This is a genomic window from Bombella sp. ESL0378 (genome assembly GCF_009725845.1).
Taxonomy (GTDB): domain Bacteria; phylum Pseudomonadota; class Alphaproteobacteria; order Acetobacterales; family Acetobacteraceae; genus Bombella; species Bombella pollinis.
Genome location: NZ_WNIF01000009.1, coordinates 38295 through 60416 on the forward strand (window position 1 = coordinate 38295; position 22122 = coordinate 60416).

The 22122-nt window shown below is 55.1% G+C and carries 19 protein-coding genes; 10 read left to right on the forward strand and 9 right to left on the reverse strand.

The annotated features are described in order from the left end of the window. Positions 1–25: 25 nt before the first annotated feature. On the forward strand, positions 26–586 hold the full coding sequence (locus GM556_RS07250; RefSeq protein WP_155573883.1) for a DUF1643 domain-containing protein: 561 nt from the start codon (positions 26–28) through the stop codon (positions 584–586). Between the two features lie 14 nt (positions 587–600). Here the strand turns inward: GM556_RS07250 and dld are convergent, their stop codons facing one another. The 9 genes from dld to GM556_RS07295 all read right to left on the reverse strand — a co-directional run bounded on the left by dld (position 601) and on the right by GM556_RS07295 (position 11103). Beyond that, positions 601–2316, reverse strand: coding sequence for a D-lactate dehydrogenase (dld, locus tag GM556_RS07255; protein WP_155579685.1), 1716 nt, complete (start codon positions 2314–2316; stop codon positions 601–603). Between the two features lie 167 nt (positions 2317–2483). After that, positions 2484–4376 carry a DNA mismatch repair endonuclease MutL gene (gene mutL, locus GM556_RS07260; protein ID WP_155579686.1) on the reverse strand — a complete coding sequence of 631 codons (1893 nt, stop codon included), beginning with the start codon at positions 4374–4376 and terminating at the stop codon, positions 2484–2486. A gap of 48 nt (positions 4377–4424) precedes the next feature. Then, a complete protein-coding gene (locus GM556_RS07265) occupies positions 4425–4961 on the reverse strand; it encodes a DUF3035 domain-containing protein (RefSeq protein WP_155579711.1) in 537 nt (178 codons plus the stop codon). An 82-nt stretch (positions 4962–5043) separates the two neighbouring features. Next, a complete protein-coding gene (gene lspA, locus GM556_RS07270; RefSeq protein ID WP_230873329.1) occupies positions 5044–5589 on the reverse strand; it encodes a signal peptidase II in 546 nt (181 codons plus the stop codon). Continuing rightward, positions 5586–8555 carry an isoleucine--tRNA ligase gene (gene ileS / locus GM556_RS07275; RefSeq protein ID WP_155579687.1) on the reverse strand — a complete coding sequence of 990 codons (2970 nt, stop codon included), beginning with the start codon at positions 8553–8555 and terminating at the stop codon, positions 5586–5588. Before ileS ends, lspA begins: the two co-directional genes overlap by 4 nt. Positions 8556–8622: 67 nt before the next feature. Then, positions 8623–9552: a bifunctional riboflavin kinase/FAD synthetase gene (locus GM556_RS07280; RefSeq protein ID WP_155579688.1), complete on the reverse strand. Its 930-nt coding sequence runs from the start codon at positions 9550–9552 to the stop codon at positions 8623–8625. A 31-nt stretch (positions 9553–9583) separates the two neighbouring features. Further along, positions 9584–9886 (reverse strand): twin-arginine translocase TatA/TatE family subunit, encoded by a 303-nt coding sequence (locus tag GM556_RS07285; protein ID WP_155573888.1) that lies wholly within the window; start codon positions 9884–9886, stop codon positions 9584–9586. A gap of 108 nt (positions 9887–9994) precedes the next feature. Beyond that, positions 9995–10471, reverse strand: coding sequence for a CHAP domain-containing protein (locus GM556_RS07290; RefSeq protein WP_323670736.1), 477 nt, complete (start codon positions 10469–10471; stop codon positions 9995–9997). Between the two features lie 26 nt (positions 10472–10497). Beyond that, entirely contained in the window at positions 10498–11103 is a 606-nt protein-coding gene (locus GM556_RS07295) for a regulatory protein RecX (RefSeq protein WP_155573889.1), read from the reverse strand. 90 nt (positions 11104–11193) lie between these two features. On the opposite strand from GM556_RS07295, the gene GM556_RS07300 reads away from it, so the two are divergent. From GM556_RS07300 to GM556_RS07340, 9 genes are all read left to right on the forward strand, one after another. Further along, entirely contained in the window at positions 11194–12876 is a 1683-nt protein-coding gene (locus GM556_RS07300) for a D-aminopeptidase (protein WP_155573890.1), read from the forward strand. A 159-nt stretch (positions 12877–13035) separates the two neighbouring features. Further along, on the forward strand, positions 13036–14211 hold the full coding sequence (locus GM556_RS07305) for an aspartate aminotransferase family protein (RefSeq protein WP_155579689.1): 1176 nt from the start codon (positions 13036–13038) through the stop codon (positions 14209–14211). 13 nt (positions 14212–14224) lie between these two features. After that, on the forward strand, positions 14225–15193 hold the full coding sequence (gene argF, locus GM556_RS07310; protein WP_370513612.1) for an ornithine carbamoyltransferase: 969 nt from the start codon (positions 14225–14227) through the stop codon (positions 15191–15193). 50 nt (positions 15194–15243) lie between these two features. Further along, a complete protein-coding gene (locus GM556_RS07315) occupies positions 15244–16230 on the forward strand; it encodes an Hsp33 family molecular chaperone HslO (RefSeq protein WP_155579690.1) in 987 nt (328 codons plus the stop codon). Further along, positions 16227–17291, forward strand: a complete 1065-nt coding sequence (locus GM556_RS07320) for a hypothetical protein (RefSeq protein ID WP_155579691.1) — start codon at positions 16227–16229, stop codon at positions 17289–17291. Before GM556_RS07315 ends, GM556_RS07320 begins: the two co-directional genes overlap by 4 nt. Further along, complete coding sequence (locus GM556_RS07325) at positions 17288–18049, forward strand: hypothetical protein (protein ID WP_155573894.1); 762 nt, start codon at positions 17288–17290, stop codon at positions 18047–18049. Before GM556_RS07320 ends, GM556_RS07325 begins: the two co-directional genes overlap by 4 nt. A 183-nt stretch (positions 18050–18232) precedes the next feature. After that, complete coding sequence (locus GM556_RS07330) at positions 18233–18952, forward strand: gluconate 2-dehydrogenase subunit 3 family protein (protein ID WP_230873330.1); 720 nt, start codon at positions 18233–18235, stop codon at positions 18950–18952. Positions 18953–18958: 6 nt separating this feature from the next. Beyond that, complete coding sequence (locus GM556_RS07335; RefSeq protein WP_155573896.1) at positions 18959–20752, forward strand: GMC family oxidoreductase; 1794 nt, start codon at positions 18959–18961, stop codon at positions 20750–20752. Next, entirely contained in the window at positions 20749–22092 is a 1344-nt protein-coding gene (locus GM556_RS07340) for a cytochrome c (RefSeq protein ID WP_155579692.1), read from the forward strand. Before GM556_RS07335 ends, GM556_RS07340 begins: the two co-directional genes overlap by 4 nt. The last annotated feature ends 30 nt before the right edge of the window (positions 22093–22122 follow it).

Consider the following 22122-nt stretch of genomic DNA (forward strand, 5'->3'; position numbering starts at 1 on the left):
CCTTCCCCATCTCTGGAGATGATTTATGGCTAAATCAACGCATCATGTCGGGACGGCTAAACCGCTGCGTTTGGCGGATGATGTCACCAGCACAGCCCGTTATGACGGACCGGGGGAATGCTACCGTTACACCCTACGCCGTGTGTGGGATGAGACAAAACCGCTCATTATGTGGGTGATGATGAACCCCTCTGTCGCCACAGAATATGGAGATGATCGCTCTGTTGCAAAATGCCAGCGTTATAGCCGTAAATGGGGCTATGGCGGGATGTTTGTAGGCAATAGCTTTGCGTATCGCTGCACAGACCAAAAACGCCTTTTGGAAGTCCCAGACCCTATTGGGCCTGAAACAAATCATTATCTTTTAGAGATGGCCGCCCATGCAGAGCGCATCGTGCTAGCCTATGGCACGCCACAAGCCAAAGCACTCCGTGCCCGTGGGCCTGAGGTTGCTTTGCTCTTACTGCGCGCGGGGTACGAGGTCACAGCCCTCAGGCTTAGCCGCAAGGGCCACCGGCCAGAACATCCGCTCTATCTGCCAGAAACCCTCACCCCCATCCCCCTTAGGGAAGACGATTTTCTCTAAAAGTTCTTCTTCCCTTAAACGCTCTCAGCAACCCAGTTTTTTTGCTTAGTCTGACGGCCAATGCCGGGATTTAGACAATTACAAGGGTCTAATTTGCGGTAATGCTCCACCATGCTTTGCGGGGCTTGGTAGAGATGGCCTACATTATGCTCAGCAGGATAACGAGCACCGCGTTTATCGAGCAGAGGCCACATCATAGTTTTTTCCACCTCCATCGGGTCCACACCGGCTTTAACCACATAATCCTGATGCATGACATGGCAGAGGAAGTGCCCGTAATAGAGCTTCATGACTAATTTATCGTCTATCTCTGGGGGGAGTTGCTCAAACCAATCCCAGTCATTACGGCGGAGGGCAATATCCAAAGCCATCATACCGCCCGTCATGTGGGCGTGGACGACATTATAACGATTAGCCGCCCCGGCTGCGGCAAAACGATGCAAAAAGGCTAATTTGCCTTCCTCTGCAGTACAGGTAAAGAAGGCCCCTTCACCCTCCCCACCCTCAGCAAAAAAGCGGTCTAACCATGGCTGCACCTGCTGCGCCAAACGGCCTGACACCCGTAGCATGAGGTGATGCTCATAGCGTTTATGATAAGCCATTAAACGCGCGGGGACTTGCGAGGGCAAAAGACGACTTACAGACTGCATCACCCGGTCGCTCAACCCATCAGGCACCCACTGAAACCGGCGAGATAGCGAATCCACCCACGCTTTCGCACGAAATAGCGCAGGTAGATGCTTCGTCCCCAAATAGCGAATCATCGCCACAGTATCCCGCCCGTAATGATCGGTGACCTCAAAAGCATCACGGTGCATATATTCACCAGCGATGGGAAGTTCCTCAAACTCTGTCAACAAGGCACGGCGCACAGTTTCCAGCGTTTTGGTCTGGTTTGTCCCAAGGTAAAATACGGCTGTCTCCTGCGCGGCGGGGAATGTATCTAACCGCACCGCAAAGACAATCAACTTCCCCGCATTGCCAGAGGCCTCAAATAAACGGCCGGGGTCTGCATTATACCGGCCCGGCGTCTCTGCATCGACCTGCCGAATCCGCGTTACATAATCATCATCATGGGCTTTTTGCTGACCCGACCAATCAACATCCTCTGGATGATATTGGCCATGCTCTAAGGCTTCTAAAACCTCCTCGGCCGTTTGCGCATTGGGGAAGCGTATGCCTAGATGATTGACCAGATGCAGCTTACCGTGTGCATCTACCTGACCATAAAGGGCCATCTCCGTATAGGCCGGCCCCCGCTGGACGAGTGCACCGCCGGAATTATTACTCACCCCACCCAAGACAGAAGCCCCGATGCAAGATGAGCCAATCACTGAATGAGGCTCCCGCCCAAGAGGCGCAAGCCGGTCCTCCAGCTCGTAGAGGTCTGCCCCGGGGAGGCAGACAACTTGCTTACCCTCCCCAAGAAGCTGAATCCCTTTTAATCGCCTTGTACTGATGAGAATGATGGGGCGGTCATAATCATCCCCATCGGGGGTGGAACCACCTGTCAGGCCAGTATTAGAGGCCTGCATTAAAATGATACGCCCTGCTGCTACCGCAAGCGTTGCCACATGCCATAGCTCGACCAACGAACGTGGAATCACGACCGCTTCCACCTTGCCATCACCAAAGCGAAAGCCCTTACGATACCCATAAGTGGCTCCCTCCGCTGTTAGGACGTTACGTTTCCCAACAACGGTTTTTAGGTCATCAACAATCGCGGTCATGTCATCCTCTTTTTAAGACATTCTTTTAGGAGGTTCCTTCCAGTCAAGAGAGGCCCCACCTCTGTGGCGTTAGTCTTACCGCTCTTTTCTGCCTAAAACCCATAGGGTGCGCCCCATAACTGCCTGAAAATATGTCAAAAGACTGTGAGGGGCCTGTTGATGGGACGTTATTTTACCCGGCCGAATAATGTCTCTAGCCCTGCGCGGTCTAACCGTAACCATGTAGGACGACCATGAGGGCAGGTATTAGCGCGCGGGTGCTGCTCCATCCCCCGTAAGAGAGCCTCCATCTCCTCCTGCTTGAGGATGCGCCCGGCCCGAATACTGCCATGGCACGCCATCCGCGCCATGATGGCCTCAAACCGGGACTCCAAACTATCCGTCTGCCGTGCTACTAAATCGGGCATTTGGGCGAGTTCTTCAGCTACATCGCGCAGCAACCCGGCAACATCACCACCGCTTAACGGGGCAGGAAGGCTACGGACAAGGATGCTCCCACTGCCAAAGGCCTCAATCTCTAACCCCAAACCGGCAAGCTCCTCCGCGCACTGCAAAAGGGCTATGCTTTCATCATGAGGGAGGTCCACAACCTCCGGCATGAGGAGAGCCTGTGCGGTTATAGCCCCCTCTGCAAAACGCGCACGCAAACGCTCATGCGTTAAGCGTTCATGCGCGGCATGTTGGTCGGTGAGGATTAAATCCCCATTCGGCGCGATGGAGAGAATATAAGTGGCGTGAATCTGCCCAATCGGCACACCGAGAGGATAAGAAGGCGGTACAGTTTGCGACTCTGATGAATCCGGCTGCACGGCCATCGCACGCTCATCCAACCCAGCAAATGCCGTAGTGTAAGAACGCTGCCCCTCTGCTACGCCCTCACCATGCTGGCTACGCCCCCCTTGCGGAGGCGTTAGACGCCGTACGGAAGGGCCAAACCCAAAATCTCGCGCAGGAATAGTGTCCAACCGTGGCTGGGGAGCGGATACTGCGTGGCTTTGGCTTAACTGGGCTGCCTCTTGCCCTGCATGGCGACCAATGACGCTAAGGTCTGCCTGAATCCCACCGCCTTCACCTGCCCCACGCGCAAGGGCACGGCCTACCGCCCCAATCACAAAGCCACGCACCTCGGCCTCATCAGCAAAACGCAGCTCCGTTTTAGCGGGATGAACATTCACATCCACACGCTCTAACGGTACTTGAAGATGCAATAAGAAAATGGGAAAACGCCCACGCTCTATCACAGGCCTATAAGCAACGCGCACCGCTGTTCTTAAAACGGGGTCCACCACGGGACGATGATTGACGAGCATGAATTGCCCTGCCCCCGTGCGCCGGCTCTCCCCCGGCCCACATAAATAGCCGCTTAACCGCATAGCCCCGCGTTGCTCATCCAGATGCAGCAAGTTATCCTCAGGCACCGCTAAAATAGAAGCAACACGGCCCGGCATATCTTGCGGCGGTAGATTCATAATCTCTCGCCCATCAAAGGTAACGCGAAAGGCACATTCTGGCGCGCTAAGGGCAATCCGGCGCATGACACTCTCAGCATGGCCGCTTTCAACCCGCACGGTTTTAAGAAACTTCCGCCGCGCTGGTGTGGCGAAAAACAAATCCCGCACCACAACGCGCGTCCCTACGCTGCCTGCCGCGGGGAAGGGGCCTTTCATCACCCCGCCTTCCACCGATAACTCCCATGCGGACTCTGCCTCTGCCGTACGGGATACTAAAGATAAGCGGGCACTCGCCCCAATGGAGGGCAAAGCCTCCCCACGGAAGCCTAAAGTCTGAATGGCTGTTAAATTATCATCAGGTAACTTGGAGGTACAATGACGCTGCACCGCGAGGGGAAGCTCCTCCGCATCCATCCCCCGACCATTATCGACAACCTCAATAACGTCACGACCACCACCGCGCAGAGCCACATCTATCCGTGTGGCCCCGGCATCTAACGCATTTTCGACAAGCTCTTTAAGGGCCGCAGCAGGCCGCTCTACCACCTCACCCGCTGCGATGAGGTCCACAACATGATCAGACAAACGGCGAATTACAGGCCGTGCCATATACCCTTCCCCGTAAGAAGGCCTCGTAAGAGAGGAGGGCAAACCTCCTTACTTCTTACCGCTTTTCTTTAAAGTAGGCGTAGCGCCTTCTGTAAAGCTCTGCCCTAAAGCCTCTGCCTTTTGGATGCGGCGATTTTCGGCCTCACCATCAACCACACTCCCCGCACGGCCCCCGCGCCAGAAGAGCAGACTATCCACAAAGCCTGCATCAGCATCACCTAGCTCGGCATTAGTCGGTGCATGTGAGGCAGTAGCCGCATTCTTTACAAGGGCTTCTTGGCCTGCACTATCCGCCCCAGCATTAGGATGCAAGGCCGCATCAGGATCCAGCGTCTCAAGAGCTTGCATACGCGGGCTTTCATCGGGACGGTTCGCACTGGCAGAACCCGGTAGAGCCAGTTTCTCCGATGGGGGCATGGAGAGGGGCGCACGCGTTGTGACCACATATTCATCCGGCAAACTACGCTTCAGGCCAAAGCCGCGCGCAACATCGCTACCAGAACAGCCCGCCAGCGCAAGCCCGACCGAGGCCGTAATCCCCAACCGAACCCCATAACGCATAATTGAAGGAGCAAAACGCCGCATGACAGGTTCCCGCATTGCACTGACAAGAAGATAGCTCAATCCTATAGCCGTCCTACCCTTAATGAGCAAGCCGCTTGTCATTTTATCCATGATGTGACCGCCTCTCTACCAAGAAAGAATCAAGCAGCCACAGCCCAACACCACACACAATGGCCGAATCTGCAATATTAAAAACGTACCAAGACCATTGCCCAATATGGAAATGGAGAAAATCCACCACAGCCCCGTAACGTAGGCGGTCAATCACATTCCCAATCGCCCCGCCAATAATCCCACCACAGGCAACACTTACCAACCGGCGGCGCGAACGTGCCAGCACACATAACAGCCCCAGTACAGCTAAAGCCGAAATGATGATAAACACCCATCGCCCATGCCCTCCAAACATGCCGAAGGTCACAGCGTGGTTCCACACCATCGTAAAATTAAGCCACGGGAAGATCACAACACTCCGTTTTGCAGGGAGGTCTAATCCCTGTAAAATCCATGCCTTACTGATTTGATCCACCAATAAGACGAGTAAAGCGACCACCACCCCAACACGCCGCCAACGCGGCGTAGATTGAGACGTCACAGGCGAGGAAGCCTTCGCCTCACTCTGAGGCTCCGGCCCGGTTGGGGACATCATGCGCTTACCGCCTCCACACAGCGCAAGCAGAGATGCGTATGTTCCTCATTCTGCCCCACATCAGGTAGGACACGCCAACAGCGCGCGCATTTCTGCCCATCTGCACGGCGCACCTGTACGGGGTCTGCATCACTACCCTCTTGTAGATGTACTTCCGAAGCCAAGCACAGCGTCGCCCAATCCACACCCTCCGAAGCCGCTTGCTCCTCCGGCGTGAGAGAAAGAATCACTTGTGCTTCCAGCGAGGAGCCAATAAGCCCTTCCCGCCGTGCAGCCTCTAACGCTGTATTCACCCGACGACGTACCTGACGTACCAGCTCCCAATGTTCGATTAAAACCGGGTTATGCCAGCCATCTTCAGGCACGAAGAAACGCTCTGCATGTACGCTACTTTCCGTCCCAAAACGCGCCTGCCATGATTCTTCTGCCGTAAAGACCAAAGCCGGGGCAAGCCATGTCGTTAAAGCACGATGGAGAATATCCAGCACGGTGCGTGCTGCACGGCGTTTAGGCGAATCCTTCGGGTCGCAATAGAGGCAATCTTTGCGGATGTCGAAATAAAAGGCTGAAAGCTCATTGTTGCAGAAATTATGCAGCAGCGGGTAAACGCCATTCCATTGATGAGTCTGCACCGCTTCTTGAATACGCTGATACAGCTCGTAAAGGCGATGAAGGATATATTGCTCCAAAAGCGGCAGGGCCTTACGCGCTTTCTCGGTCGTTTTATAGCGTAATGCGCGCGCGGCATCCTCTGGGAACAGCTTATGCAACACCTTATCAGCTGGGGCAGAAACATCCTCCCACCCAAGCGGGATAGCTTCCTCTGCCTCAAACCCCTCAAGCGCGCCAAGCAACCAACGCAGCGTATTACGCACGCGGCGATACAGCTCGCCTTGTTGTTTGAGAATCTCCTTACTGATGCGGAGGTCCTCATTTGTATCGGAGTTCAACACCCATAGGCGCAATACATCCGCCCCTAGGGTCTCTGTAACATCCTTTGGCCCGATTGTATTGCCGAGGGATTTGGACATTTTCCGCCCTTGGCCATCCAGCACAAAGCCATTGGTCACAACCGCCTTATAGGAGGCCTCACCTTCTGCCCCAACACTCTCCAACAAAGAGGATTGGAACCAACCGCGATGCTGGTCTGAGCCCTCCAAATACAAATCAGCAGGGTAATTCACCCCTTCCTGATGCAGAACAAAGCGATGGCTGCATCCACTCTCAAACCAGACATCGACAATATCAAAGACTTGGTCATAATCGTCCGGGTTGCGGCCTTCACCAAGATAAATGGCAGGGTCCGTATCATACCATGCATCTGCCCCACGCTCTTGGAAGCTTTGCACCACGCGGGCCATGACCTCCGCATCACGCAGCACCTCACCGGTGCGCTTCTCCACAAATACGGCAATCGGCACGCCCCAAGAGCGTTGGCGAGAAATACACCAATCGGGCCGTTGCTCAATCATGCTGGTTAAGCGGCGGCGCGCACTTGCAGGAACGAAGGTAATATCCTCCAACGCGTTAAGAGCTTTCTCCCGCAGGCCGGGGCCGCCCTCATCACCCTCACACGGCTCCATCGCGATGAACCATTGCGGCGTTGCCCGGAAAATCACCGGCTTTTTAGACCGCCAAGAATGAGGGTAAGAGTGGATAATCTCTGCCTGGGCCATCAAGCCACAAGCGGGCTGGCCTGCCTTCTGCGCGGCCTCGCGTACCTCGGTCAGCAAGCTGCATACAGGCTGCGTAGCCTTAAAGACATGCACACCACCAAGCTCCGGCATCCACTCCACATAAGTGCCGTTATCGCGGACCTCCTCCGTGACCTCCACCCCATGAGCGCGACAGAGCATAAAGTCATCATGACCATGGGCCGGGGCCATATGAACCAACCCCGTACCGGCATCAGTCGTGACAAACTCTCCCAGCAAGAGCGGCACGTCATAATCAAACCCACGCCCCCGCAAAGGGTGCGCAAACACAGCCCCCTCTAGGGCTTGGCCGGGCAAGCTATGCAGCACATTATAGGCGTTAAGGCCCGCTTCCTCCGCAAAAGCTGTAAGACGATCCTCAGCGATGAGCAGCTTGGCCCCCACAGGCACGAGGCTGCCCTCCTTCACGCTGGCAACCTGAATGACGCTATAGAGAATCTCCGGCCCTGCCGCGAGGGCACGATTGACGGGGATGGTCCATGGCGTTGTCGTCCAGATAACTGCGGAGACACCCTCTAGCTTATGGCCCTCTGTCGGGTCCTTCACATTCGGGAAAGCCACAAAAAGCGTTGTGGAGGTGATATCGTGATACTCGACCTCCGCTTCGGCAAGGGCTGTCTTTTCTACAGGGCTCCACATTACAGGGCGTAACCCACGATAAAGCCGCCCATTAAGCAAAAACTTGCCAATTTCTTCTACAATCTGGGCCTCGGAGGAGAAATCCATCGTCACATAGCGATGATCCCACTCTGCCTGAATGCCTAACCGCTTAAAATCCTCCCGCTGGGCCTCGACCCATTTTGCCGCATACTCACGACATTCCGCACGGAATTGGAGGACAGGCACAGCGTCCTTATCCTTGCCTTTTTTGCGATATTCTTCCTCAACTTTCCATTCAATCGGCAGGCCGTGGCAATCCCACCCCGGCATATAGCGGACCTCCGCCCCATCCATCCGATGCGCCCGGTTGATGACATCCTTCATCACCTTATTAAGCGCATGGCCGATATGGATATGCCCATTCGCATAAGGCGGGCCATCATGAAGGGTGAAGATACGCTCCGCCCTACGTCCTGCCTCGCGAATCTGCTCATCTAGCCCAGTCTCGGCCCATTGCGCCAAAATCTCTGGCTCCCGCTTGGGGAGATTCCCCCGCATAGGAAAAGAGGTTTTGGGAAGGAACACCGTACCGCGATAACGGTCTTGTTGTTCACGAAACAGGGTATCGGTCTTCTCGACAGACTCAGACATGGAATAGGCGCGCCCGCTTAATAGCTAAGAAAATACCCCTATTTATGGAGAGATGCCGCCTCTTTGGTCAAGCCCTTGTGGCAAGAACCTCCCGCGCTTGGGCAGCATCAAGAGCGATATGGGCTTTTAAATCATCCAAGGAAGCAAAGCGTTTTTCCTCCCGCAAAAGGGCAACAAGCTCTACTTTTAGTATCTGGCCGTATAGATCCTCATCAAAATCGAAAAGATGCGCCTCTAAGCGACTTTCCTGCCCATCATTAATTGTGGGACGGCGGCCAATATTCGCCACGCCGGGCACAAGACGCTCATCAGGTAAATGAACACGCACCACATAAACACCCCGTGCAGGCTCGATATGCTCACCAAGTGCGATGTTAGCTGTTGGGAAGCCAAGCTCGCGCCCGCGCTGGTCCCCTTTCACAACCTCCCCCGTAATAGCCCAATAACGGCCTAATAATTCTGCTGCTTTTTCAGGATAGCCTTCCTGCAATAAACGGCGAATCCGACTAGAGGAAATCGGCCCAGCAACATCAGCAAGAGGCGGGACGATGCTCACACCTACCCCATGGGCAACCAGCAAGGCCTCCAATAAGGCCACATCGCCTTCCCGCCTATGGCCAAACGCAAAATCCGCTCCACAGGCCACATGGGCCACATGCAACCCGCCAATCAACACATCGCGCACGAAGGCCTCCGCCCCTATATGAGAGAAAGCCTCATCAAAACGAGCCTGCACAACACAACTTACGCCTTGCTCCTCCAACGCCTGAGCACGCATCTCCGGGCTCATCAACCGAAAAGACGGGTCTTGCGGGCGAAACAGAGTGCGCGGATGTGGCTCGAAGGTCAAAACCCCTAAGCGGCAGCCGGGGCGGGCCATTTTTACGCTCTGCACAAGATGGACATGCCCCCGATGCACACCATCAAAATTACCAAGGGCAATAGCCGCCCCCCAACAGGAGGGCGGCACAGCCTGCCAATTTGTACAGAAAATCATAACAGCTTTACCGCCGTATCAACGCCACAGCTTAGGAGCGCGGAGGGTGCTGAGGTTCATCATCAGCCATGCGGACATCAGCATGTTGTGTAGGCTGGCCTTGTGGAGGAACATTCGGCTGACCGGCCTGCGGGGCCTGCGCTGGTGGGGCAAGACGCTCCTCCGTCTGAGCGGGAGAGGCCCCTTCTTTATCATCCTCTGCCATGCCTTTTTTGAAGGATTTAATCCCTTTGGCAAAGTCCCCCATCAAGCTGCTAATTTTACCCCCACCTCCAAATAGTACCAAAACTATAACGGCAAGGATTACCCAGTGAATCGGACTCATGCTGCCCATAGGACCAAACTCCCTTATAACATTAAGGCCTTCTCCATGTGGCAGGGCCAGCACGATTGTGCAACCCCTCCCCATACATGAAACACCTCAATAATGACGCAAGCCATCCTAACGCATTGGTAAAATAAAGCCATAGGTTGGGTAACGCTCACGCCCCATCTGCCCGGAGGGGGCCCACCATACACGCACAAGCGACCAATCCCCCCGTGCGGAAACATCCTCTACTAGCGCATGACGCTCTATCCGCCCGCCAACCCAGTTGGCATGGTCAACCTCAATTTGCCGCTGCGTACGGATACGCCGCACGACAGACACATGACCATTCGGGATGCGCTTACTTGCCTTAAAAACCAACACGCTCCCCACCGCAGGCTTATGGCTACGCGGATAATGGCCACGAGCCTCCCACCACCATGCTGCCGCCCGACCACGCAATTTGATTGCACTCACCTGCCGTGCATAAGGTGCGCATTGTACCGGGCCATGATAAGAGCCCACCGAGGAACTGCTACAGGCCCCAAGGGCGAGACATAACGACACGGCAAAAAGAGCCATAACCCGCCATGTTATCCCACGCATCACCATGATACTCCCCCTCCCTCAAGGCCGATTTATAAGGACCGGAATGCGATAATCATATCCTCAGCCTCCTCGCGCTCCATCGTCAAAGCGGCTTCAGCAATATCATGTGAAAATCCATTACGCGCAAAAATGGCTAGAAGTTTAAGCCGTTCCTTCTCCGGCCTATCAGGCCGTTGAAACGGCCCGATAGCACGCTTACGGGCCAAAATAAGAGCCGCTGTTAATTCTGCCTGACGGGCCTGCTCATCCCCAACCTCACCCAAACTTTCATCCAATGCCTGTTGGATGGTCTCTCGCTCCACCCCTTTCGCTTGAAGCTGCGCTTGTACGCCCCGGCGTGACCGACCCGACCGCGCCAGATAACGCGCTTTTGAACGCGAAAAGACAGCATCATCCACCGCGCCTAGCCGTTGCATATCTTCTATAATCTGCTCAATCCACGGTTGGCAGTCTTGCTCCTTGATAGTGATATCTTCGGCGAACATACCGGCCCGTAAAGCCCGTATGCCCCAGCGTTTTACACGCCGTTGCAACATCTGCCGCAAACTTTGCCGCGTGGTGGCAAAGCGGGCCAGATGTGCCAAAGCCGCCTCGCGTAGTTTTTGATAGTCCGGTGCTGGTGGAAGGTCAGACATGCTTTCAGCCTATAGCCTGTCTTGCTCTAAACGTCCAAACTCCCTGCTTAATCACCGCCTGCCCCTAGCCCCGTTCGTGAAGGGACATTTATGTCTGCTCCTCATCCCCACATCTCCCGCTCTGAACGTATAAAGAAGGCTATTACCGCTATTCAGCACCGTTATCCCGGTCCGGGTGGGGCCGTGGCGGTCCTCCATGAAGGGAAGGTTATTGCGTGCCAGACATGGGGCTATGCGTCACTTGAACGCCGAATCCCTTTCACCCCAACAAGTTTGTTTCGTATTTGCTCCATCACCAAACAATTTACCTGCGCGACTATGCTCGCCCGTTATAACGACCCCGAAATCCTCGCCCCTTATATTCGTAAACGCCTCCCCCATCTCCTCTCTGACCCACCAAGCATTGCCCACTTAGCCCATAATCAATCGGGCTTGCGCGATTATTGGGCTGTAGCGATGCTCCATGGTGCAGCGATTGAAGGGCATTTCAGCCCTGCCGATTCTGAGAGAGTGATAGCGGGGACGCGCTCGCTCCATTTTATACCGGGGACATCCTATTCCTACGTGAATCAGAACTTCCGCCTCATTTCCGAAGCGATGGAGGAAGAAAGCGGGCTAAGCTTTGCCTCATTACTCCAAGAGCATATCTTTAAGCCTGTAGGCATGGACCATGCCATCCTCGCCGCCGAGACAACCGCCCTCCCAGACGGGACAACCGGTTATGAAGGCACAAAGGAGGGAGGCTATTGGCCTGCCCGTAATCATATTTATTGGACAGGTGATGCCGGGATGGCAGCCTCTCTTGAAGATATGATCGCATGGGAGCGGTTTATCGACCAACAGCGTGATGACCCTCAAGGCCTCTATAACCGTCTCTGCCCTATTGTACAGTTTGATAACGGCCATAAGGCCCCCTATAGCTACGGCCTCCAGCATGGTAAAATCGCAGGCTACGACATCACCTCACACGGGGGAGCCTTACGCGGTTGGCGGTCTAATCGGCTGCATTGTGCTAAGCAGCGTTTATCCGTGGTTGTGCTTTTCAATCATATGGCCCCAGCCCAACAGGCCGCGGCGGATCTGGCTCATGCCTTCTTAGGTGACGAAGCCGCTAAACCCACCCCCAGCCCTGCACGCTCCTGCCCTACATCCCCCCATATGTTAGAAGGCCTCTGGCTAGATGAGGAAACAGGGCTCTCCGCCCGCATCAGCGCAGCAGAACCGGGGAAATTGCAGCTCCGCTACCTTATGCTGCCGGAAACACTGGATATGATTGACCCCCACCTTGCAGAGAACGGGTCTGTCACGCTGCGGCATATCCACGATAAAACCATGCATACAACGCCGCCTAATAGAACGGAAGGCGCGCATATCCTCATGATTCGCCCGGGGGAAAATCGTCACGCCCTCCTCCGTCCCTACCCCACAACGCCTCAACCCTCCCTAGAGGATCTCACCGGCCTTTATGACTGTGAGGAGCTTGATAACGCCCGCATTACCATTACAAACCAAGGGGGCTTATTATATGGAGGCTTCTCTGGCTTTTTAGGCACTGGACGGATGGAACGGCTAGAACATTTAGGCCCGGATTTATGGGTTCTCCCCTGCCCGCGCGCTTTAGACCATACCGCCCCCGGTGATTGGACACTCCATTTTGAACGCCGCCACGGCCATATCCATCAACTCCGCATTAGCTGTTGGCTGGCCCGGAACCTGATTTATCAACGTCTTCCGAAACATGAAGCGGATAATATAGCCAGAACACCGGCTTAAAGAGCCCTTTTCCCGCATAGAGGAATTGACGCCAGCTCTTTCTCCACGCAGTATAGCATCCTATCCCCCCTGCTCTGCTCCTTCAGACAGGGGCGTTTTCCGTTGGATTAACGGGGACTGGATAGCCATTGTTTTGTCAAAACCGGGAACGCGTCCATCATGATCGCCTCCATCATGCCGAACTATAAACGCTTCGACCTTGCTTTTGAGCATGGCGAGGGCCTCTGGCTTACAGGCACAAATGGACGACGTTATCTTGATTTCGGGGCGGGGATTGCCGTCTCCTCCCTCGGCCATAGCCATCCTGCCCTTGTGGAAGCGATTACCGCACAAGCAAAGAAGCTCATCCATGTCTCCAACCTCTATCAGGTGCCGCAAGCAAAAGCCTTAGCGGACCTGCTCGTAGCCCATAGCTTTGCGGATTCCGTTCTCTTTTGTAACTCTGGGGCAGAAGCGAATGAGGGGCTAATTAAGCTTATCCGCCGGGCACAGTATAAAAACGGCCATCCTGAACGCACGCGGATTATCTGCTTTCATCATGCCTTCCATGGTCGGACATTAGCGACCATCTCCGCCACGGGAAATCCCGCTTATTTGGAAGGTTTCGGCTCCCCCGTAGAAGGGTTTGACCATGTCCCCTTTAACGATATTGAGGCCGTTCGCGCAGCAATCACAGACAAGACCGCTGGCATCCTCATAGAGCCTGTCCAAGGGGAAAGTGGCATCCGTGCTGCAGAGCCTGCGTTCTTACGCGCTTTACGCGCTCTTTGTGATGAAAAAGGGCTGTATTTAGGGATTGATGAGGTCCAAAGTGGGATGGGCCGCACCGGTACATTCTTTGCTTTTGAACATGCTGGCATTACGCCAGATGTCGTCTCCTCTGCCAAAGGGATTGGCGGGGGCTTCCCCCTTGGGGCTGTTTTAGCCCGTGCAGATTTAGCCCAGCATCTCACCCCCGGCACGCATGGCACAACCTATGGGGGGAACCCTCTGGCCTGTGCAGCGGGCTTTGCTGTCGTCAGCGAAATCCTCCGCCCCGGCTTCCTAGAGCATGTCCGCACAACAGGCGCGGCCTTTGGAAAAATGCTCGAGGCTTGTGTTACAGACCATCCCTCCATTTTTGAGGAAGTACGCGGCATTGGGCTGATGCGGGGTTTGCGGTGCCGCATCCCTGTAGGGGAGGTGCTTGAGGCTGTTATGGCAGAAGGGCTCCTCGCCATTGGGGCGGGCGATAATGTATTGCGCCTCGTCCCCCCCCTCATCGCCACAGAAGCAGATTGCGCGGAGGCTTGCACCCGCATCGGGCGTGCAGCTCACGCCCTAAGCAACCAATAAGGAGAGCAGTAGCGTGAGCAACGATTATACCTCATCCCCTCGGCACTTCCTGGATATTAAAGACCATTCCACCGAGACCTTACGCCATATTCTGGGCCTTGCGGCCCATATCAAGGCTCTACAGCAAGAACGCAAACGCCCTCTCTGCCCTGGTCTGCCATTAGCCGGACGTGCTTTGGGGCTGATGATGTCCCGCCCCTCCACCCGCACGCGTGTCTCTTTTGAGGTGGGGATGAAGCAGCTTGGCGGGACGGTTAATGTCCTCTCCCCTGCGGATATGCAGCTTGGCCGAGGCGAGAGCATTGCCGATACGGCGCGTGTCCTCTCCCGTTTTTTGGATGTTATCACCCTCCGCACGGGGACAGATGCGAACCTTCGGGAGCTTGCCCGCTGGAGTGATGTGCCCGTCATTAACGGGCTAACGCCAGTCTCCCATCCTGTGCAGATTTTGGCCGATATTCTCACTTTTGAGGAACATCGCGGCTCCATTACCGGCAAAAAACTAGCTTGGATTGGCGATGGCAATAACGTCGCCACCTCTATGATTGAGGCCGCCGCACGGCTAGGCTTCTCCCTGCATCTCGCCACGCCAGAAGGGGAGTTTATGCCCTCTGAGACGGCTGTAAACTGGGCGCGCGCACAGGGCGGTGATATTCAACTCACCCACGACCCGCGCGAGGCTGCCGCGGGGGCTGATGCCATCGTCACCGATACATGGGTCAGCATGGGGGATAAAGATGCTGAAAAACGCCATCAAATCTTCCGCCCTTATCATGTTGATGAAGCCCTCATGGCTCTCGCAGCACCGGAGGCCCTGTTTATGCACTGCTTGCCTGCCCATATAGGGGAGGAAGTCAGCAAGGTCGTGTTTGAAGGCCCGGCCTCTGTTGTGTTTGATGAGGCAGAAAACCGCCTACATGCCCAAAAGGGATTGCTGCTCTGGTGCTTGGGGGAAGATGACCTCTCCGCTTATCAGGGCTGAGAGGGCACACCCCTCTCCCCTCTATCGGGGCCAAAAGGGAGGATAGGACCATGACAAACCCGGTGACAGAAACCACCCCTACAGCCACGACCCGCCCGCAGGATGTGCCAGACCTGACGGTTGCCCATGCGATTACGCCCTTCCATCTCGGCCATGTGCCTGTTCGGGGGCGATTAATTACGCTTGGGCCATTGGCTGATGCCATCCTCTCCCGCCATGATGAACTTCCGGAGCCTGTGCGCGCCCTTGGAGGCCAAGCCCTTGCCTTGGTAGCGGCTATGGCAACGGCTTTAAAGTTTAAAGGCTCCTTCTCCCTACAAGTTAAAGGCGATGGACCGGTCTCGCTCTTTCTGGCCGATTGCACCGATACAGGGGCGTTGCGCTTTACCGCCCGCATGGCAGAGGACTACACCACCCCCCTGCCTGAAACCGCTCCGGGCTTGCTTGGCAAGGGGTATCTGGCCTTTACAGTGGACCAAGGGCCAGAGACGGAGCGTTATCAAGGGATTGTTGGGCTAGAGGGTAAAGACCTCGCCGCCATGGCGACGCACTACTTTCAAACCAGTGAGCAACATGATTGTGCCATCCAACTTTTCTCCCGCTTAACAGAGAGCGGGTGGCAAGCGGGGGCGTTGGTACTAGAGCGTCTGCCCGATAGTGACCCCGTTGCCGGTAATGATGACCAGCAACATTCCGAGGCGACCATCCAAGACCTCTGGGAGACGGCTTGCACCTTTGCTCATACCCTAAAAGCGGATGAATTATTCGACCCTGCTCTTTCAGCCTCTACCCTTATCACAAGGCTCTTTGGCACATTGGGGGTAGAGCTTGCCCCGGCGAGGCCGCTCTCCTTTGGGTGCCGCTGTAGCCGTGCCCGCCTGCAAAGGGTGTTAGAGCGTTTCAGCACGGATGACCTTGACCATATGGCCCAAGATGGAGTGATTTCTATGGAATGTCATTTCTGCAACACGGCCTTCACCTTCCCTCGTGATAGCCTTACGCATCATACAAACACACTCTCTGCCGAGACGCCATGACGGCAGCACGCCCCGCAGAGCTCCACAGCCGGGGACAATCCCTCACGCGGCTTTATCCCGGCTGGGAGAGGGGGGAACGCCTCTCCGGCCCTGCGGGTGTGGATGCTCTAATTCTACATCACCCTAAAACAAGGCAAGAGGCGTGCTGGTGGCTCTCCCCTGATAATGAGCTCTTAGCCTGCCATGCCCTTGCCCTGCGCGGCACATGGCGGGATACGCTCATCAAAACATTGGACCCCACTTTACAAACCATCAGCGCAAGTTTGCTGGATGGCACAGCCCCTCTGCCCACAGAGGAAGCCTTACAAAACGAGACACTTGCCCTGCTCCGCACATTGCCTGCAACAGGACGGCTACAGCTCGTCACGCTCTGGTTCCAAACCATGCGCGCGGCTCTGCATGTTATTCCCCCTGCAACGCTTTTAGAGCATGATGAGGAAAGCCCTTTCTCTAAAGACCTCCTCCAAAAGCTCCTCCGCACACGCCCAGCGGGGCCGCATAGTTTAGCATGCTCCCCTTTTCATGGGGGGATTATCCGCACAAATCTCACTATGATATTGGAGCAAGCTGTTGCATGCCGATTTACAGATGACAAAGAGGGCTTAACTTTCTACCTCTTTTGGCCCAATCAAGATGCCGATGAAAGCCCTGTTAAAGACGCCCCCCCTATTCTTTACCTCCCTCATGCCTCTCTTTTGGTGGGAGATAGCACGCTTACACCCCTTGTCCCGGCTTTTTTACTCTCATGGTTTATCGGAACACCACAATGCGTTGAGGACCTCAAACAGGCCCGGCCCTTCACGTTAGAGGATTATGGTGTCGGCCATGCTTCTGCCTTATGGGATAATAGCGTCTCTAGCCCAAAGAAGGCTGGACAAATCGCCTCTAGCTTTCCATTCTCATCCCTATTATGGGAACAATCTGCTCTCTTGCGGCCTCTATCGCCCTTAGAGGATACAGTGCCGGGTGACGTAACGCCCACACCCGCTAGAAAACAGACAAAGAAACCCTATCAGCCTCGTAAGAAGAAACGTAAAAAAGGACGCAAACGCCGGTCATGACCATAAAACGCTTTACCCCTCTCATGCGCTTCTGGCCGTGCATGGCCCTCCTTTGCGGGCTGGCCTTTTTATCAGGCTGTGCCTCTGATGATGGCCATGAGACCTTCCCAAAAACAGATTATAGCTACCTACCGCCGCTGAATCTGAATGTCGGCCAAATCGCCATCAATAATCAAGTCCAGCCGGGTTATGATGATTTAACAGAACGTAGCCCTGATGACCCCGCTCAGGACCTGCAGCTCATGGCGCATCAAAGATTACACACAACGGGAACCTCCGGCACGGCGCAATTTATCGTCACCCAAGCTGAGATGACGAAATCCCATCACAGCTTTAGCGGGACTTATGGCGTAAAGCTTACGGTGGATGACCCAACCCATCAACGCCACGGCTTCATCACCGCACGCGTCCATCGCACTATTGAGGCCTCCCACTCTTATAGTCTGGAGCGCAACCTCCATACACTCAACGCAGCCCTTATGGATGATATGAATGTCGAGCTGGAATACCAAATCCGCAATCATCTTGCCTCTTGGTTGACTGACGCCACCGGCACGCCACTAAGTGCTACTACCGTCCAAAGCCAAGACCTCTCTAGTACAGAACTCCCCGCGTTGGAGGGCAGCACACAACAACATGCCCCCCTCAACAACACGGTTCCCTCTGCTCCTCACCCCACCTCTACAACATATGAGAGCACAACACCGACAAAGCTCCATTCCCCACCGCCGGGTGTTCTCTCCCTACCACAACATTAAACCTACCTCCTCGCTATAAGGTGAGTACATGACAGCAGATTCACTTGTCTTCTGCGAAGATTTTGCTCACCTTACCGCAGCTTTAACCATCTTTTCATCTCCTCAGGTCCGCCCCACGCGATGACATCATCCCCCTCTCACTCCACTGCCCCATCCCGTACTACATTATCGAGGCGGGGATTTATGAGGGGGACTAGTGCGCTTTCTGGCTCATCATTACTAAGCCATACAGCCCAAGCCCATGCTGATTTAGAGCCCCAACAAACCAAAGAGGCGGAGAATGACCCCGCCCATTATGTGCCGCATTTCTTCACAGCGGAGGAATATCGCTTTCTCTGTTATGCGTGTGAGCGGCTTTTCCCAGAAGATGAAAACGGACCCGGAGCAGTCGCCCTAGCTGTGCCGCGTTTTATTGATAAACAAATGCAAACCCCTTACGGACAAGGGGACCTCTGGTACCTCAACCCTCCATTTGTCAATGGTCCCCCAGAACTTGGCTACCAACTTCCCTACAGCCCGCAAGAGCTGTATCGCCGTACGATCGAACCTATTAATACCCATTGTTTGATGACCTATAACGCCCTCTTTGCAGACCTCTCCACCGCACAGCAGGATGAGGTTCTTCATAAGCTTGAGGACGGCGTCTTGCAGTTTAATGATATTCCCGGGGCTGTCTTTTTTGAGCAATTACGCACCAATACGTTAGAAGGTGCCTTTGCCGACCCCCTCTATGGCGGTAATGACGCTATGGGAGGATGGAAGATGATGGGCTTCCCCGGTGCGCGGGCCGATTTTATGGATTGGGTCAACCAGCAAGGGGCCCCTTATCCGCTTGGCCCTGTTGGTATGCCCCCTAATGTTGCCCCCTATGGCCCTGATGCGCTTCATGATGAGGAAGATTAACCACGCATGACAGACCACGTTACACCGCCTAAAAAGCCAGATGTTCTCATCATCGGGGCTGGCTGGGCTGGCAGCATCATGGCAAAAGAGCTAACCGAGGCTGGCCTGCATGTTACCATGCTGGAGCGCGGACATGACCATAGCACGGCCGTAGAGGGCGCGTATCCTGAATCGATTGATGAATTACGCGGGGCGATACGCAAGCGTCTCTTCCAAAAACTCGCACGTACCTCTCTGACCATTCGCAACCGTCCCGACCAAACAGCCCTTCCCTACCGCCAACTTGCCGCCTTTCTTCCCGGAGAGGGCGTAGGCGGGGCCGGGCTACATTGGTCAGGCTGTCACTTCCGCACCACAGAGGATGAACTGCGCCTCCGTAGCGTAACACAAGAGCGATATGGGCGTCGCTTCATCCCTCACGATATGCATTTACAAGATTACGGGGTGAGCTATCAGGAGCTAGAACCCTTCTTCGATAAAGCCGAGAAAGTCTTCGGCACAGCGGGCGATGCCGCCTCAGTACAGGGAATCCCTACAGGGCGAGGGAATATATTCGCCCCTGATCGTTCCGCTCATTTCCCACTGCCGCCGCTGGCTGATACTTTCTCCGCCAGCCTGTTCCGCAGAGCTGCAACCGAGGCCGGGTATCACCCTTACAGCATGCCTGCCGCTAATGCCTCCCAGCCTTACACCAACCCATATGGCTGCCAGATGGGACCGTGCAATTTTTGCGGTTATTGCAGCGGTTATGATTGTTATCTCTATTCCAAAGCGTCCCCGAATGTGAACATCCTCCCCGCCCTGCGGCAGGATAAACGCTTCACCCTCATCACACAGGCGCAAGTGTTGGAAATCCTCTTAGATGATGACCGCAAGACCGCCACAGGCGTACGGTATATTGACCTCACAACACAATCCGAACAGACAATGCAGGCTGACCTCGTCATACTGAGTGCCTTCCAGCTCCATAATGTTCATCTCATGCTCACCTCAGGCATTGGCCAACCTTATGACCCAGTAACGCAAACGGGGGTGATTGGCCGTAACTTCACCTATCAAACCATTACCTCCTCCCGCGTTTGGCTACCTAAAACGCACTTTACCAACCAATTTGTTGGTGCTGGCGGCGGGGGTGTTGCCATTGATGACATCAACCATCCCGGCCTAGACCGTGGGAAAGCAGGCTTTATTGGTGGCTCACCCATTTGGGTAAACCAAGCAGGGACAAAACCCATCAATGCCGCCCTTAGCAGTGGTGGCAAGGGCGCACCCCGCTGGGGACACGCCTATAAAACAGCCATGATTGACCAATATCGCCACTCTCTCAGTATTGATGCCCATGGCAGCAATATGGCTTATCGCGATGTGTATTTGGACCTCGACCCCACATGGCGCAACGCCTATGGCCAACCCATGTTACGCATGACCTTCACATGGAAGGAGAACGACATCCGCATGAATCAATATGCCGTCCAGCATATTGGTCAGATCGCCAAAGCCATGGGGGCCACTAAGATTGCCCTCAATAGCCTCCAACATGGCCAGAACTTTGATAGCCGCCTCTATCAAACCACGCACCTTAATGGCGGGGTTATCATGGGGGAAAACCCCAAAACCAGTGCGGTGAACCGTTATCTACAAAGTTGGGATGTCTCTAATCTCTTTGTCATTGGCTCTAGCGCATTTCCCCAAGGGTTAGGCTATAACCCTACCGGGCTGGTGGCCGCGCTGGCTTATTGGTCGGCTTACCATATCCGTCATACTTACCTCCGTAACCCCGGCCCTATGGTAACCGCATGACCCACATCTCCCGCGCTTCCTTTTATGCGGCCCTTTATGCAGCATTAGGGCTGCTTGCCATTTTTTCCTCCCCCCTCACCATAGCTCGAGCAGACACCCCCATACCGTCTGCTTTGCTAGAGGAAGGCCATTATCAAGCTATCCTCGGCGATTGCGCTGCCTGCCATACAGCACCGGGCCGCCCTGATTATAGCGGGGGCTTACCCTTTGAGCTGCCCATCGGCACGATTTATTCAACCAATATTTCGCCAGATCCTGTTCATGGCATTGGCCGCTATAGCGAGGCAGAGTTTGCCCGCGCTGTCCGGCTTGGGGTGCGTAAAGATGGCTCCACACTTTATCCCGCTATGCCGTACCCCTCCTATGCGCGGCTAAGTGATGCGGATATCCACGCGCTTTATGTTTATTTTCAACATGGTGTGGCCCCTCAAGCGGTAGCTCCGCCAGAGAATAAAATTAAGTGGCCGCTCTCTATGCGTTGGCCACTACGCGTTTGGCGGTGGCTCTTTGCCCCTAGCATTCGCTATGCCCAGCAACGCACCAATGGCCAATTCACTGACCCAACCTTGGCACGAGGGGCCTATCTTGTCGAAGGGCCGGGCCATTGCGGGGCCTGCCATACACCACGCGGCATCGCACTGAATGAAAAGGCCCAAACAGCCCAAGATGGCCCGCTCTTTCTCTCCGGCGGTGGGGTTGTAGAACAATGGGTTGTCCCCTCCCTGCGGCAAGAAAATCGCACCGGCCTAGGCCGTTGGAGTGAGCAAGATATTGTGGACTTCCTCCGTACTGGTCGCGCTCGCCCCGGTGCCAGCTTCGGAGGCATGACGCCTGTTATCATCCACAGCACCTACGCATTTACAGATAACGACCTCCACGCGATTGCGCGCTATTTACGCACACTAAGCCCCGCCCGCCCAGAAGCCCCTTGGGTTTATGACCCAAGCACGGCAGACGCCCTACGCCGGGGTGATATCACCCAACCTGGCGCACAAACTTATCTGGACCGCTGCGCAGCTTGCCATCGCAGCGATGGGGCTGGTTATGGCACGGTCTTTCCCCCTCTAGCAGGAAACCCTGTCGTGATGACGGATAATCCCACCTCGCTCATCCATATCATCCTCGCGGGCGAGACAATGCACCCCCTCCCTACCGCGCCCTCTGCCTTTACGATGCCCGCTTTTGGCGATGCGCTCTCTGACAAAGAGGTCGCAGAGCTTGTAAGCTTCATCCGCCATAGTTGGGGCAATCACAGCAGCAGCGTTAGTGAAGGCGAAGTACGGCGACTCCGCCAGCATCTGGCTCATCCCACTACAGCACCGACCCTACCGAAGAACTAAAGCAACCAGCCTTCCTTTTAGGTGACATTC

Excerpts from the sequence above, each read along its gene's own strand:
- GM556_RS07280 (WP_155579688.1), bottom strand. The coding sequence starts at position 9,552 with ATGATTTTCTGTACAAATTGGCAGGCTGTGCCGCCCTCCTGTTGGGGG.
- mutL (WP_155579686.1), bottom strand. The coding sequence starts at position 4,376 with ATGGCACGGCCTGTAATTCGCCGTTTGTCTGATCATGTTGTGGACCTC.
- ileS (WP_155579687.1), bottom strand. The coding sequence starts at position 8,555 with ATGTCTGAGTCTGTCGAGAAGACCGATACCCTGTTTCGTGAACAACAA.
- GM556_RS07290 (WP_323670736.1), bottom strand. The coding sequence starts at position 10,471 with ATGGTGATGCGTGGGATAACATGGCGGGTTATGGCTCTTTTTGCCGTG.
- GM556_RS07315 (WP_155579690.1), top strand. The coding sequence starts at position 15,244 with ATGACAAACCCGGTGACAGAAACCACCCCTACAGCCACGACCCGCCCG.
- GM556_RS07265 (WP_155579711.1), bottom strand. The coding sequence starts at position 4,961 with ATGCGGCGTTTTGCTCCTTCAATTATGCGTTATGGGGTTCGGTTGGGG.
- GM556_RS07340 (WP_155579692.1), top strand. The coding sequence starts at position 20,749 with ATGACCCACATCTCCCGCGCTTCCTTTTATGCGGCCCTTTATGCAGCA.
- GM556_RS07325 (WP_155573894.1), top strand. The coding sequence starts at position 17,288 with ATGACCATAAAACGCTTTACCCCTCTCATGCGCTTCTGGCCGTGCATG.
- GM556_RS07305 (WP_155579689.1), top strand. The coding sequence starts at position 13,036 with ATGATCGCCTCCATCATGCCGAACTATAAACGCTTCGACCTTGCTTTT.
- GM556_RS07250 (WP_155573883.1), top strand. The coding sequence starts at position 26 with ATGGCTAAATCAACGCATCATGTCGGGACGGCTAAACCGCTGCGTTTG.
- GM556_RS07330 (WP_230873330.1), top strand. The coding sequence starts at position 18,233 with ATGAGGGGGACTAGTGCGCTTTCTGGCTCATCATTACTAAGCCATACA.
- GM556_RS07335 (WP_155573896.1), top strand. The coding sequence starts at position 18,959 with ATGACAGACCACGTTACACCGCCTAAAAAGCCAGATGTTCTCATCATC.
- dld (WP_155579685.1), bottom strand. The coding sequence starts at position 2,316 with ATGACCGCGATTGTTGATGACCTAAAAACCGTTGTTGGGAAACGTAAC.
- GM556_RS07285 (WP_155573888.1), bottom strand. The coding sequence starts at position 9,886 with ATGGGCAGCATGAGTCCGATTCACTGGGTAATCCTTGCCGTTATAGTT.
- GM556_RS07295 (WP_155573889.1), bottom strand. The coding sequence starts at position 11,103 with ATGTCTGACCTTCCACCAGCACCGGACTATCAAAAACTACGCGAGGCG.
- GM556_RS07300 (WP_155573890.1), top strand. The coding sequence starts at position 11,194 with ATGTCTGCTCCTCATCCCCACATCTCCCGCTCTGAACGTATAAAGAAG.
- lspA (WP_230873329.1), bottom strand. The coding sequence starts at position 5,589 with ATGATGTCCCCAACCGGGCCGGAGCCTCAGAGTGAGGCGAAGGCTTCC.
- GM556_RS07320 (WP_155579691.1), top strand. The coding sequence starts at position 16,227 with ATGACGGCAGCACGCCCCGCAGAGCTCCACAGCCGGGGACAATCCCTC.